The organism is Pantoea stewartii subsp. stewartii (genome assembly GCF_008801695.1).
In the GTDB taxonomy this organism is placed as follows: Bacteria; Pseudomonadota; Gammaproteobacteria; order Enterobacterales; family Enterobacteriaceae; genus Pantoea; species Pantoea stewartii.
Map to the genome: position 1 here is coordinate 19,790 of NZ_VZPF01000014.1, position 13,212 is coordinate 33,001.

Annotated in this window: 12 protein-coding genes; 1 reads left to right on the forward strand and 11 read right to left on the reverse strand. The window is 52.6% G+C overall.

From position 1 onward, the window contains the following. Positions 1-151 precede the first annotated feature (151 nt). The 11 genes from lpxD to rpsB all read right to left on the reverse strand — a co-directional run bounded on the left by lpxD (position 152) and on the right by rpsB (position 12,057). Positions 152-1,177, reverse strand: coding sequence for a UDP-3-O-(3-hydroxymyristoyl)glucosamine N-acyltransferase (gene lpxD / locus F7Q90_RS05600; protein WP_006117768.1), 1,026 nt, complete (start codon positions 1,175-1,177; stop codon positions 152-154). A gap of 3 nt (positions 1,178-1,180) precedes the next feature. After that, the gene (locus F7Q90_RS05605) at positions 1,181-1,726 is read right to left on the reverse strand and encodes an OmpH family outer membrane protein (protein WP_191091151.1); all 546 of its coding nucleotides are present in this window, start codon (positions 1,724-1,726) and stop codon (positions 1,181-1,183) included. Between the two features lie 51 nt (positions 1,727-1,777). Continuing rightward, complete coding sequence (gene bamA / locus F7Q90_RS05610) at positions 1,778-4,189, reverse strand: outer membrane protein assembly factor BamA (RefSeq protein WP_006117766.1); 2,412 nt, start codon at positions 4,187-4,189, stop codon at positions 1,778-1,780. 51 nt (positions 4,190-4,240) lie between these two features. After that, positions 4,241-5,590 (reverse strand): sigma E protease regulator RseP, encoded by a 1,350-nt coding sequence (gene rseP / locus F7Q90_RS05615; RefSeq protein ID WP_006117765.1) that lies wholly within the window; start codon positions 5,588-5,590, stop codon positions 4,241-4,243. Positions 5,591-5,602: 12 nt separating this feature from the next. After that, positions 5,603-6,460, reverse strand: a complete 858-nt coding sequence (cdsA, locus tag F7Q90_RS05620; RefSeq protein WP_006117764.1) for a phosphatidate cytidylyltransferase — start codon at positions 6,458-6,460, stop codon at positions 5,603-5,605. Positions 6,461-6,478: 18 nt separating this feature from the next. Next, a complete protein-coding gene (gene ispU, locus F7Q90_RS05625; RefSeq protein ID WP_006117763.1) occupies positions 6,479-7,231 on the reverse strand; it encodes a (2E,6E)-farnesyl-diphosphate-specific ditrans,polycis-undecaprenyl-diphosphate synthase in 753 nt (250 codons plus the stop codon). Positions 7,232-7,408: 177 nt separating this feature from the next. Further along, complete coding sequence (ispC, locus tag F7Q90_RS05630; RefSeq protein ID WP_006117762.1) at positions 7,409-8,605, reverse strand: 1-deoxy-D-xylulose-5-phosphate reductoisomerase; 1,197 nt, start codon at positions 8,603-8,605, stop codon at positions 7,409-7,411. 110 nt (positions 8,606-8,715) lie between these two features. Beyond that, on the reverse strand, positions 8,716-9,273 hold the full coding sequence (gene frr / locus F7Q90_RS05635; protein WP_006117761.1) for a ribosome recycling factor: 558 nt from the start codon (positions 9,271-9,273) through the stop codon (positions 8,716-8,718). Positions 9,274-9,416: 143 nt separating this feature from the next. Next, complete coding sequence (gene pyrH, locus F7Q90_RS05640) at positions 9,417-10,142, reverse strand: UMP kinase (protein WP_006117760.1); 726 nt, start codon at positions 10,140-10,142, stop codon at positions 9,417-9,419. 154 nt (positions 10,143-10,296) lie between these two features. Further along, entirely contained in the window at positions 10,297-11,148 is an 852-nt protein-coding gene (tsf, locus tag F7Q90_RS05645) for a translation elongation factor Ts (protein WP_006117759.1), read from the reverse strand. 183 nt (positions 11,149-11,331) lie between these two features. After that, the gene (rpsB, locus tag F7Q90_RS05650) at positions 11,332-12,057 is read right to left on the reverse strand and encodes a 30S ribosomal protein S2 (protein ID WP_006117758.1); all 726 of its coding nucleotides are present in this window, start codon (positions 12,055-12,057) and stop codon (positions 11,332-11,334) included. Positions 12,058-12,374: 317 nt separating this feature from the next. On the opposite strand from rpsB, the gene map reads away from it, so the two are divergent. Further along, entirely contained in the window at positions 12,375-13,169 is a 795-nt protein-coding gene (gene map / locus F7Q90_RS05655) for a type I methionyl aminopeptidase (RefSeq protein WP_006117757.1), read from the forward strand. Positions 13,170-13,212 lie beyond the last annotated feature (43 nt).

Genomic DNA, 13,212 nt, shown 5'->3' on the forward strand with positions numbered 1-13,212 from the left:
AATACTCTTCCTGTCCTAAAAATCTGATGACATCAATAACACGGCCTGCACCGATCATCATGATCGTTGGCAGGCCGCAAATAGTTTCCGTGGCGCCTGGCTTCCCTGCTTACACTGTTATTATGAAAGCCGGTCAGTCATGGGATGGCGTTTAGTCGTCTTTGCCGACTTTGCGCTCGATTGCTTTTAAGCGTTTGCTCATGTCGTCGATATTCATCACCAACGCTGCAGTTTTGCGCCAGGTTTTGTTGGGCTGTAATGGAATTCCTGAGGAGTATACACCAGGTTCTGTTATCGGACGCATAACCATGCCCATACCGGTTACGGTTACTTTGTCACAGATTTCCATATGGCCGTTGATGACGCTGGCACCGCCAATCATACAATAACGACCAATTTTTAAACTACCCGCCATGATCACACCGCCAGCAACCGCAGTATTGTCGCCAATCACTACGTTGTGGGCAATCTGACATTGGTTATCTATGATAACACCATTGCCGATCAGAGTGTTATCCAGCGCGCCACGATCAATGGTCGTACAGGCACCAATTTCTACCCGATCGCCAATAATCACCGAGCCCAACTGCGGTATTTTCACCCAGTTACCCCGATCGTTCGCGTAGCCGAAGCCATCAGAACCGATGACGGTGCCGGACTGAATCAGGCAATGCTGACCAATGACTACTTCATGGTAAACCGAGACGTTAGCCCACAAACGCGTACCGCTGCCGATACGGGTTTTTTTACCCACAAAACAGCCTGCGCCAATGACAACGTTATCACCGAGCTCAACGTCAGATTCAATAACCGCATTGGCCCCGACAGAGACATTGGCACCGAGTCTCGCGCTGGGATCAATCAAGGCACTTGGCGCAATATCCTGCGCGGGCTGTGGCGTAGTGTCGAGCAGCTGCGCCATTCTCGCATAGGTGAGATAAGGATTTTTCACCACCAGCGCGGCGGTTTTACACCATTCCAGATCCGCTTCCGTCAGCACCACGGCTGATGCCTGGACCAGCGCGAGCTGCTCGCGGTAGCGGCTGTTGGCAAGAAATGTGATTTGACCAGTTGTGGCGGATTGCATAGAAGCAATGCCGGAGATGGCGATATCGCCATCTCCGTACAATTCTGCATCCAACTGCTGGGCTAAATCAGCCAGTCGAATTGATGACATCGATTATTTAACCTGCTTCGCAACTTCATCAGTGATGTCTTTCACATCAGAACCAGAATAAAGCACAGCCTGAGAATTCAGGACCAAGTCATATCCGCCGCTTTTGGCAACTGACTGAACGGCAGTCTGGATTTTTTCCAGCAGCTTGTTACGTTCCTGAACCTGACGAGTCTGGTTGTCTTTCTCAAACGCGTCTGCTTTCGCCTGGAAGGCATTGCGCTCAGATTCGATCTGCTTCTCTTTCTTGTTGCGCTCGCTCGCCTTCATGGTCGGCGCATTGCGCTGCAGATCCTGCATTTCCTGCTGAATTTTGTCGTGCTGAGAACGGAGTTCAGTGGCGCGGCCCTGGAACTCACTCTCAAGCTGTTTGGAGATAGCAGCGCGCTGAGGTGATTTCTGGAAAACCTGGCTCAGATCAACAGTTGCGACTTTATCGGCCGCCTGTGCGCCAGCAGAAGCAGCCAATGCAACACCCAGAGTAACTGCACATAACAACTTTTTCACTATAAACTCCTTACCCTCAACATGTATGTTTGCAGTGCGGAGCATAACAATGCTCCACAGCTGCAAGCTATTTTTTTCACATCCCTGTACAGAACGTTACCAGGTTTTACCAATGTTAAACTGGAACTGCTCTGACTTATCTCCATCCACTTTCTTAACCGGCTGGGCGTAGGAGAACACTAACGGCCCCAGCGGCGACATCCACTGTAAAGACACACCGGTCGAGACGCGAATGTTGTTTGGATCGCTGTAGTCAGGAATACCGGCAGCGCGCGTTTCAGCGGTGTTCTGCCATTTGGTATCCCAGACGGTACCGGCGTCGACAAACAGCGACGTACGTACCGAGTTCGAATATTTCTCACTCAGGAACGGCGTGGGCGTAATCAGCTCAAGGCTGGCAATCGCCATCGCGTTACCGCCCACCGCATCACTCGATTTACAGATACCGTTAGGATCGCTCAGGTTACAGTACGACGAGCCATCATTCAGGTAGGCCGCTTTCGGACCGATGGTGTTGGACTGGAAGCCACGCACGGTACTGGAACCACCGGCGTAGAAGTTCTCATAGAACGGCATCTCTTTACCGCCCAGCCCGTCACCATAGCCGACACGGCCACGGCCCAGCACAACCCAGGTGTGATCTTTATTGATCGGCACATACTGTTGGCTGTCCAGGGTGACTTTGTAGAACTCATTATCGGAACCCGGGATCGTCACCTTACCGTTCAGGTTGGTACGGTTACCCGAAGTCGCGAAGAAACCGCGGTCCAGCGTGTTATACGTCCAGCCATAGTTAAAGGTGAAGTCGTCAGCCGAGAAATCGCCATTGCGGTTTAACTGCTGTGGCTTACCAACCGAGTCCAGATAGCGCCACATCGCAACCTGAGGACGCATATCCGACAGGTCGTTGTGCACATAACCCAGACCGACGCGCAGCGAGTTGTTCTCATTGATTGGGAAGCCCAATGTCCCGTCTGTACCGTAACTTCTGTTGGTATAGCCGGAGAGATCGGCGTCGCTGGCCTTAAAGTTGTTGTAGAACACCCGGCCGCCCAGACTCACACCATCAACGGTGAAGTAAGGATCGGTCAGGGAGAACTCTGCATAGGTCTGGTAGTCGTTTTTGGTTCCGCTGATACCGACGGTATTCCCGGTACCCAGCCAGTTATCCTGGGTCACGCCGACCTGGAAGCTGACGCCACTTTCCGTACCGTAGCCGACGCCGAAGTTAAAGGTACCGGTGTTACGCTCTTTAACTTTGTAAACCACGTCAACCTGGTCCGGTGAGCCCGGTACACGCTGCGTATCCACGTCAACGGTTTCGAAGTAACCTGTACGATTCAGGCGCTCTTTACCCTGATCGACCAGATCGCTGCCCAGCCAGGCACCTTCCATCTGGCGCATTTCGCGACGCAGTACGGCATCTTTCGAGGTGTCGTTACCTTCAAAGCGCACTTTACGCACGTAGTAGCGGTTGCCCGCATCCACGTTGATATGCAACTTAACGGTTTTATCGGCATCGTTAATTTCAGGCTGCGTCACGACGCGCGGATAGGCATAACCGTAGCGGCCTAACAGCTTCTTGATATCATCTTCCATCGACGTGACTTTTGCGCCGTTATACAGCTCGCCCGCCGGGATTTTGGTCAGGTGTTCGATTTCCGCCGAATGGCCGGCCATGCTGCCGTTAACAATAACGCCGGCAATCTTGTACTGATCGCCTTCGGTGATGTTAACGGTGATGTAGATGCCTTTTTTATCCGGCGCCAGGCTCACCTGCGTCGAATCAATATTGAAACGGGCATAACCGCGATCCAGATAGAAGCTGCGCAGGGTTTCAAGGTCACCCGCCAGTTTCTGTTTCTGGTATTTACGGTCAGCCACCACGTTCCACCACGGCACTTCGTCACGCAGCTGGAAACGGGAAATGAGTTCGTCTGAACTGAAGGCTTTATTACCTACAATGTTGATCTGCTGAATTTTGGCAGAAACACCTTCGGTAAAGACCAGTTTCAGATCGACGCGGTTACGCGGCAGCGGTGTGACAACGGCTTTTACGCTGGCGGTATATTTACCCACGCTGTAGTAGAAGTCTTCCAGTCCCTTCTCGATTGAAGAGATTGTGGTGCGGTCCAGCGCTTCGCCGAGGCGCACACCTGAGGCTTCAAGGTTCTGTTTGAGCTGATCGTCCTTAACCGCTTTGTTACCGCTGAAGGTAATGCTGGCGATGGTAGGACGTTCTTTAACCTGAACAATCAGCGTATTACCATCTCGCAGGACCTGAACATCCTCAAAGTTGCCAGTCGCGAACAGGGAGCGAATGGTATTTCTGACGTCATCGTCATTCACCGTATCGCCAACCCGAACTGGCATGCTCAGCAGAGCCGCGCCGACGGCGACTCGCTGCAGCCCTTCGAAATGAATGTCCTTCACCACGAAATCGTCTGCACCGTAAACGGTGGCGCTGCTAAACAGCAGCGACGCTATGAGCAACTTTTTCATCGCCATCGTTATTATGCGTTTTCCTAACACATTCCACGCAAGCTCGCGTTCCAGCGGTTACAGGCGTGAGAAATCATTGAAAAGTGCAAGCCCCATTAACATCACCAGCAGTATTGAGCCGATGCGATAACTAAAGTCTTGAACTCGATCGGACACCGGTCCCCCTTTGATCTTTTCGATCGCCAGGAAGAGCAAGTGCCCACCATCTAAAACCGGCAGCGGGAACAGATTGATGATTCCTAAGTTGACGCTAATCAACGCCAGGAACATCAGGTAGTAAATCATTCCGTACTCGGCTGACAATCCTGCACCTTGCGCAATCGAGATTGGGCCGCTCAGGTTGTTCAACTTCACATCACCGGTTATTAACTTGCCCAACATGGAGACGGTCAGCTTCATCAGTTGCCAGGTTTTTACACTGGCCTCACCAATGGCCGGGAACGCGCCATATTGTCTTACCGTTTTGTACTCGTCTGGCAGAGGAACAACTCGCGGAATGACGCCCGCAAACCCTTCCGCTTTATTTCCAGGTTTCGCTTCCGGCGTCAGGGTCAACTTCACCGCTTCACCGTTGCGATCGACCTCAAGGGCCATACTTTTTCCGGGGTTATCCCGAACCTGAGTCGCAAAAAGCTGCCATTGCGTTAATAACTGACCATCGACTTTAACGATCCTGTCGCCCGCTTGCAAACCGGCTTCACTGGCGGGTGAATTCTTTTGCACTTCAGCCAGTGTCGTTTCGATCTGTGGACCGCGAGGACGTATCCCCAGCGCCACCACCGGATCCTGCTTATCAGGCTCAAACTGCCAGTTCCGCAAATCAACGTGCTTTTGCTGCGTCCCTTGTTCGCCAAAGCGACCCACTGTCAGCGTCGTGCTGCTGTCACCGATTTTACCGACCAGCGCCATGCGCACAGCTTCCCAGTCAGGCGTTTCGATACCGTCGACGGCCTTAAGTTCCGTTCCGGGTGTAATTTGCGCTTCCGCCGCTACCGAACCGTTCAGAATTTCACCAACCACAGGTTTCACACCCGGCACGCCATGAATGAAGACGACCCAGTAGGCAAAGATGGCGAACAGGAAATTGGCGACAGGACCAGCAGCGATAATGGAGGCGCGCTGCCAGATGGCTTTATTGTTAAACGCCTGGTGCCGGAGTTCCGCAGGGACGCTTTCGACCCGCTCATCCAGCATTTTGACGTAACCGCCAAGTGGAATGAGGGCAAGAACAAATTCGGTCCCATGGCGGTCACGGCGTTGCCATAACGCTTTACCAAAACCGATTGAAAAACGTTCGACTCTGACCCCGCAGCGCAGCGCCACCCAAAAATGGCCAAATTCATGCACCGTAATTAATATGCCCAGTGCAATGATGAATGCGGCAAAACTCCAGATTACGCTTAACATCGTCGTTTGCCCTTAGAGTGTCTGAAACACCAACAGTAACAGGCAGGCAAAGACCGGTACGGCTGCTGTCAGGCTGTCAATGCGGTCGAGGATGCCGCCATGTCCCGGGATCAGGTTACCGCTGTCTTTGATACCGGCTTCACGTTTAAACATGCTTTCCGTGAGATCGCCCAGGACTGATGCGAGCGTCGAAATCACCGCACACATGACCAGCGTGCCCGTCGGGATGGTCAGCGGCGCAAAGCTGGCAAACAGCACAGCAATAAGCGCGGAAGAGACCAGTCCGCCCAAAAATCCTTCCCAGGTTTTACCGGGTGACACTTTGGGGGCCAGCTTATGCCTGCCAAACAGCTTACCGAACATATAGGCACCTGAATCGGCCCCCCAGACCAGAAACATGACAAACAACAGCCACCATGCACCGGCAAAATGATCAGATTCGTAGTGATACTGGCGGAGCGCCATCATGCCCCAGAAGAAAGGAATAATGGTTAAGACACCGAACAGCAGGCGGAGAAGCCGGGAATGACGCCAGAGTGTCGCAGAGGCCGGATAAAACAGAACCAACAGCAGCGCGCCCGTCCACCAGGCCAGCGAAGCCCACAGCCAGCCTGTAACCTGCGGCAGATAGGCGTTATGTTCGTAAGGGGGAAGGGTAAGGAGCATAAGCGTCAGCACAAGGCCACAGATCACGGCCAGCCAGATACGTTGCTGACGCGATGCCATACCGGACAGCTGCCCCCATTCCCAGGCGGCAAGCATGCATATGATAATCGTAACAATTGCAAAGCCAACAGGCGGTAACCAGAACAATGCAGCGATCACCAGCGGAATAAGGATCAGCGCGGTGATCAGACGAGACTTCAGCAAAGGTTACCCCCAGATTGCTCAGGCGCCGCCTGGTGCAGCGCCGCCAAAGCGTCGCTCCCGCAGAGAGAATGCATTCAGTGCACCTTCAAAAACGTGTTCATCAAAATCCGGCCAGAGCACATCAGTAAAATAGAATTCCGCATAGGCAATCTGCCACAACAGGAAGTTGCTAATCCGATGCTCTCCCCCGGTCCTTATCACTAAATCCACTGGCGCCAGCTGGTTCATACACAGCTGCGACGTCAGACTCTCTTCGGTTATCTGATCAGGGCGTAACAAGCCTTCCTGTACCTGTTCAGCCAACTTTTTAACACCTTCAATGATATCCCAACGTCCGCCGTAGTTAGCGGCGATGTTTAACGTCAGGCGATCGTTATTTTCCGTCAGCGCCTCGGCCCGACGGACACGTTCCTGAATACGCGGGCTGAATCGACTGATATCGCCAATAATGCGTAAGCGGACATTGTGTTTATGCAGGCTCTTCACTTCGCTATCCAGCGCCCAGACAAACAGTTCCATTAAGGCTGTCACTTCCTGCGCAGGACGGCTCCAGTTTTCGCTGCTAAAGGCGTAAAGCGTTAACGCTTCCAGATTATTATTGACAGCAAAGCTAACGGCGCGGCGTACTGATTTCACGCCCGCTTTATGGCCGGAAATACGCAGTTTTCCCTGGTTTTTAGCCCAGCGGCCATTGCCATCCATGATGATAGCGACGTGGCGCGGACCGGTACCCTGTTGGTCATCGGTGTTGTTGTGATTTTCAGACGACATAACGCGTAATCAATTCCTTTCATCAGAAATGCTGTGGTTTCTGAATACATTGCGCCCGGTACAAATCCCGACATTGCCTGCCGGGCCACACCGAATTCGGTGACAGACCGTTAAACGCGAGCCAGCGACTATAACATTTTCACCCGAAGCGAACAAATAGCCTCAGCGTAATCGTTATTACGACGTGAAATGGGACAACATTTCTGTTGCCGCCGCGCGTGCGCTTCGGTCAATGTCAATGACCGCATCCACGGAGTCCGGCTCCTGACAGTGATGCGCCGACAGCACTGCGCTGTTCAACGCGGCAATATCCGTAAAACGGATCTGCTTATCCAGGAAAGCCGCCACGGCAATCTCATTGGCCGCATTGAGCGTGGTGGTCGCTGCCTGTCCAGCTTCGCAGGCATCAATCGCGAGTTTGAGACAGGGGTAACGACCAAAATCAGGTGCCGAGAAGGTCAGTGCCGACATGCGGGTAAAGTCCAGCGGTGTGACCCCAGCCTCAATACGTGCGGGCCAGGCCATACTGTGGGCGATTGGTGTCCGCATGTCAGGCGAACCTAACTGGGCCAGCACGCTGCCATCGCAATACCGCACCATGGAGTGGATCACCGATTGTGGGTGCAAAATCACTTCCATCTGCGCTGCGCTGGCATTAAACAGCCAGCGCGCTTCAATGTATTCAAGACCTTTATTCATCATGGTGGCCGAATCAACAGAGATTTTACGCCCCATTGTCCAGTTCGGATGTGCACAAGCCTGATCTGGCGACATATTGCTCAGATCCGCTAAATTTGTGTCACGAAAAGGGCCACCCGATCCCGTAAGAATAATCGACTCAATGCCGTTATTCTGCAGGTCAGCGTAACCTAACTGATGCTGGATGGAAGCGGGCAAACTCTGAAAAATGGCATTGTGCTCGCTATCGACCGGCAACAACTGCGCGTTATGTTGACGTACCGCCTCCATAAATAAACGGCCGCAGGTGACCAGCGATTCTTTGTTCGCCAGCAAGACCGTTTTGCCGGCGCGAATGGCGGCCAGCGTGGGTAATAACCCCGATGCACCCACAATTGCGGCCATCACCTGGTCAACCTCATCCAGCGCGGCCAGTTCACAGGCTGCCTGAACGCCGGAGAGCACTTCAGTCCTGATCTTCAATGCTCTCAGTCGCTCACGTAGCGCGGCGGCAGCGTCTTCATCTGCCATGGCGGCGTAGCGCGGTTGAAACTGTGCACACTGTTCTGCCATCAGGGCTACATTTTTGCCCGCCACCAGCGCCGTGACCTGGTAAAGCGCCGGATTGGCTTTAACAACGGCCAGCGTGCTGGTGCCGATTGATCCGGTCGAACCCAGCAGAGTTAATCGCTTCATAATGCTGTCCCTGTATCGGTAAAAGCGTGGGGCACAACGTAAAACGCCGCCAGAGATGGCATTCAGTCAGAAGGCCTCCCTGTACGGCGTTTTCGTCGGCGAAGATGGAATTAGAAATCCATCAGCTCCGTTTCTTTTTCGGCCAATGCTGCATCGACTTTCTTGATGTGCGCATCGGTCATTTTCTGGATTTCATCCTGCGCGCGACGTTCGTCGTCTTCGCTGATCTCTTTATCTTTCAGCAGCGCTTTGATCTTATCGTTGGCATCGCGACGGACGTTACGTACCGACACACGGCCCTGCTCGGCTTCGCCGCGCACGATTTTAATCAGGTCTTTACGACGTTCTTCGGTCAGTGCAGGCAGCGGAACACGAATGTCCGAACCGGCAGAGCTGGGATTCAGCCCAAGATCAGACGCCATAATCGCTTTTTCAACGGCCGGGCCGAGAGAGCGATCAAACACGTTGATTTTCAGCGTGCGGGAATCTTCAACAGTGACGGAAGCCAGCTGACGCAGTGGCGTCGGCGTGCCGTAATATTCAACGATGATGCCGTCGAGCAGTGAAGGTGAAGCACGACCTGTGCGCACCTTGCTGATAGTGGTTTTGAATGCTTCCACGCATTTATCCATGCGCGTATCAGCATCTTTTTTAATGTCGTTAATCACGTTAAAACCCTTGGATTCGGTTTGACCTGGCCAGTTCCGGCATTACCGGAAGCGGGATCGATAAGCATCGATAATCCTGAATGGCGTGCGGCAATACCGCGCCGCACTGACAGAATATACCCTATTTTATCTCGCCTCGGGTATTAATGCGTAATCAGGGTGCCTTCTTTTTCACCCATCACTACGCGACGCAATGCGCCAGGCTTGTTCATGTTGAAAACGCGGATAGGCAGTTTGTGATCGCGCGCCAGCGTAAACGCGGCGAGATCCATCACTTTTAGCTCTTGATCCAGCACTTCAGCATAGGTCAGTTTTTCGTACAGTGTTGCATCGGGGTGCTTCACGGGGTCCGCAGAATAAACGCCGTCAACTTTGGTGGCTTTCAACACCACATCGGCTTCGATTTCGATACCGCGCAGACAGGCGGCAGAATCCGTCGTAAAGAAGGGGTTACCGGTACCTGCGGAGAAGATGACAACGCGGTTATTGCGCAACAGGCTGATGGCTTCTGCCCAGCTGTAGTTGTCGCACACGCCGTTCAGGGGAATGGCCGACATCAGACGGGCGTTAACATAGGCACGATGCAGCGCATCACGCATTGCCAGGCCATTCATTACGGTGGCCAGCATCCCCATGTGGTCGCCGACAACGCGGTTCATGCCCGCCTGTGCCAGACCCGCTCCACGGAACAGGTTGCCCCCGCCAATCACAACGCCCACCTGGATACCCAGTTCGACCAGCTCTTTAACTTCCTGAGCCATGCGGTCAAGCACACTCGCGTCGATACCAAAACCTTCTGCACCTTGCAGTGCTTCACCGCTGAGTTTTAGCAGGATACGTTGATAAACAGGTTTTGCGTTGGTCGCCATGGTCAGTTCTTCCTGGAAGATATGATGAGTGAGAAGTAATTCCGATCAATCATCCGCTTACAGCAAAAGAATTGCTATTGGGATGAAACTGAAAACGTATCTTTTGCCTGTGGCAGACAAAAAAGAACCGCCATCTGGCGGTTCTTTCAGATCATTAAGACTGTTTGGACATCGCTGCAACTTCAGCAGCAAAATCAGTCTCAACTTTCTCGATGCCTTCGCCCACTTCGAAGCGGATGAAGTTGATCACGTCAGCGCCCTGCTCTTTCAGCGCCTGGCCAACGGTTTTGGCTGGATCGATAACGAATGCCTGACCGGTCAGAGAAACTTCACCGGTGAATTTCTTCATGCGGCCTTCAACCATTTTCTCTGCGATTTCTTTTGGCTTGCCAGACTGCATCGCGATATCCAGCTGAACCTGGTACTCTTTCTCAACCACTTCGGCAGAAACGTCTTCTGGCTTAACAAACTCAGGCTTGCTTGCCGCAACGTGCATCGCGATCTGTTTGATCAGATCTTCGTTAGCGCCTTTCGCTGAAACCAGAACGCCGATACGTGCGCCGTGCAGGTAGCTGCCCAGCTCTTCGCCTTCCAGCACTGCAACGCGACGAATGTTGATGTTTTCACCGATTTTGGCAACCAGTGCAACGCGCTCTTCTTCAAACTGTGCTTTCAGCGCTTCAACGTCGGTGATGCGATTAGCCGCAGCCGCGTCCAGCACTTTGTCAGCAAATGCCTGGAAGCCGCCATCTTTTGCAACGAAGTCAGTCTGGCAGTTTACTTCCAGAATCACACCGTAGTTACCAACGATTTTGGTTTTGATCACGCCGTCAGCAGCAACGTTACCTGCTTTTTTCGCTGCTTTGATTGCGCCAGACTTACGCATGTTTTCAATCGCCAGCTCGATGTCGCCGCTCGCTTCAGTCAGCGCTTTTTTGCAGTCCATCATGCCTGCGCCAGTACGCTCACGCAGTTCTTTTACCAGTGCAGCGGTAATTTCAGCCATTCCAGAATCCTCGGTTCGTACCTGAGCACGGGTGCATCAACAGGTACTTATTTGCGGAAAATTTACTCTGTCCCGCCGACCTGAACAGGGGCGTTACAGACTTGGATAAAATAAAGGGGCCATGTTTGGCCCCTTACAGATCACATCTGAATGCTAAGGGCTCTTCTACAGAGCAAACCTTAATTAAGCGTTTTCTAAAGACGCTTCTTCAGCCTGCTCAGCCAGATCCTGAGAACGGCCTTCGCGAACGGTAGTCGCAACGGCAGTCAGGTACAGGTTGATAGCACGGATCGCATCGTCGTTACCTGGGATAACGTAATCAACGCCATCCGGATCAGAGTTAGTATCAACGATAGCAAATACTGGGATACCCAGGTTGTTTGCTTCTTTGATTGCGATGTGTTCGTGGTCAGCATCGACAACAAACAGTGCATCCGGCAAACCGCCCATGTCTTTGATACCGCCCAGGCTGTTTTCCAGCTTGGCCAGCTCACGAGCGCGCATCAGCGCTTCTTTCTTGGTCAGTTTGTCGAAAGTGCCGTCCTGAGACTGGGTCTCAAGCTCTTTCAGACGTTTGATAGACTGACGAACGGTTTTCCAGTTAGTCAGCATACCACCCAACCAGCGGTGGTTTACGAAGAACTGGTCGCAGCTCAGTGCAGACTCTTTTACCGCTTCGGCAGCAGCGCGCTTGGTACCAACGAACAGAATCTTACCTTTACGGGAAGAGATTTTGGTCAACTCAGCCAGAGCTTCGTTGAACATTGGTACGGTTTTCTCAAGGTTGATGATGTGAACTTTGTTACGCGCACCGAAAATGAATGGCTTCATTTTTGGGCACCAGTAACGGGTCTGGTGACCGAAGTGAACACCAGCCTTGAGCATATCGCGCATGGAAACAGTTGCCATGATTACTACCTCTAGTTTAATTGGGGTTGGGCCTCCATGTATCCCATACAACCGACCTCTTTCAAGGCACCCCGGCGTATGTGTCGATACATGTGTGTTTTAGTACACTATAGTGAGATTATTGCGGTTCCCGTTGACCTTGCAGCCCACAGAGAATCGTCGGCGCGCTTTATACCACAATCAGGCTCTGGACGCCAATAATTGTTCGCTTATGGCGCGCGATGCGTTCTCCGTTTGGCAGCCCTTTTGGCTTGCTGTTAACATGACAGCACAGCGTTCATTATTGCTGAAAATTTCAGCAACAGCGGAATAATTTAATGGCAATCTCAATAAAAACTCCCGAAGAAATCGAAAAAATGCGCGTCGCAGGTCGGCTGGCTGCGGAAGTGCTTGAAATGATCGAACCGCACGTGCAGCCTGGCATGACGACGGGCGAACTGGATCGCCTTTGTCATGCGCACATTACCGAGAAGCAGCAGGCGGTGTCTGCCTGCCTGGGTTACCACGGTTTCCCTAAATCTGTCTGTATCTCAGTGAATGAAGTGGTTTGCCATGGCATTCCCAGTGACGATCGCCCGTTAAAAGACGGGGATATCGTTAACATTGACGTGACCGTGATTAAAGACGATTACCATGGCGATACGTCCAAAATGTTTATCGTGGGTAAACCCACCATTCAGGGCGAACGTCTGTGCCGCGTGACGCAGGAAAGCCTTTATCTGTCACTGCGTTTAGTTAAGCCGGGCATTCGGCTGCGCGAGCTGGGCCGCGCGATTCAAAAATACGTCGAAGCGAATGACTTCTCTCTCGTGCGGGAATACTGCGGTCACGGCATTGGCAAAGGCTTCCATGAAGAGCCTCAGGTGCTGCATTACGACGCGGATGACGGCGGAGTGGTCCTGCAGGCAGGAATGACCTTTACCGTTGAACCGATGGTAAACGCCGGTGATTACCGCATTCGTACCATGAAAGACGGCTGGACGGTGAAAACCAAAGATCGCAGCTTGTCGGCGCAGTACGAGCATACTATTGTGGTGACGGATAACGGCTGTGAGATTTTAACCCTGCGAAAAGACGACACCCTGCCTGCGGTGTTAGTTAACCAGGAGTAATTCCACCACGAATAAAAAAGCCGGCGCTCTGCCGGTTTTTTTA

Coding starts and splice junctions, on each gene's coding strand:
- bamA (WP_006117766.1), bottom strand. CDS start 4,189: ATGGCGATGAAAAAGTTGCTCATAGCGTCGCTGCTGTTTAGCAGCGCC.
- tsf (WP_006117759.1), bottom strand. CDS start 11,148: ATGGCTGAAATTACCGCTGCACTGGTAAAAGAACTGCGTGAGCGTACT.
- map (WP_006117757.1), top strand. CDS start 12,375: ATGGCAATCTCAATAAAAACTCCCGAAGAAATCGAAAAAATGCGCGTC.
- rseP (WP_006117765.1), bottom strand. CDS start 5,590: ATGTTAAGCGTAATCTGGAGTTTTGCCGCATTCATCATTGCACTGGGC.
- ispU (WP_006117763.1), bottom strand. CDS start 7,231: ATGTCGTCTGAAAATCACAACAACACCGATGACCAACAGGGTACCGGT.
- lpxD (WP_006117768.1), bottom strand. CDS start 1,177: ATGTCATCAATTCGACTGGCTGATTTAGCCCAGCAGTTGGATGCAGAA.
- pyrH (WP_006117760.1), bottom strand. CDS start 10,142: ATGGCGACCAACGCAAAACCTGTTTATCAACGTATCCTGCTAAAACTC.
- ispC (WP_006117762.1), bottom strand. CDS start 8,605: ATGAAGCGATTAACTCTGCTGGGTTCGACCGGATCAATCGGCACCAGC.
- rpsB (WP_006117758.1), bottom strand. CDS start 12,057: ATGGCAACTGTTTCCATGCGCGATATGCTCAAGGCTGGTGTTCACTTC.
- F7Q90_RS05605 (WP_191091151.1), bottom strand. CDS start 1,726: ATGCTCCGCACTGCAAACATACATGTTGAGGGTAAGGAGTTTATAGTG.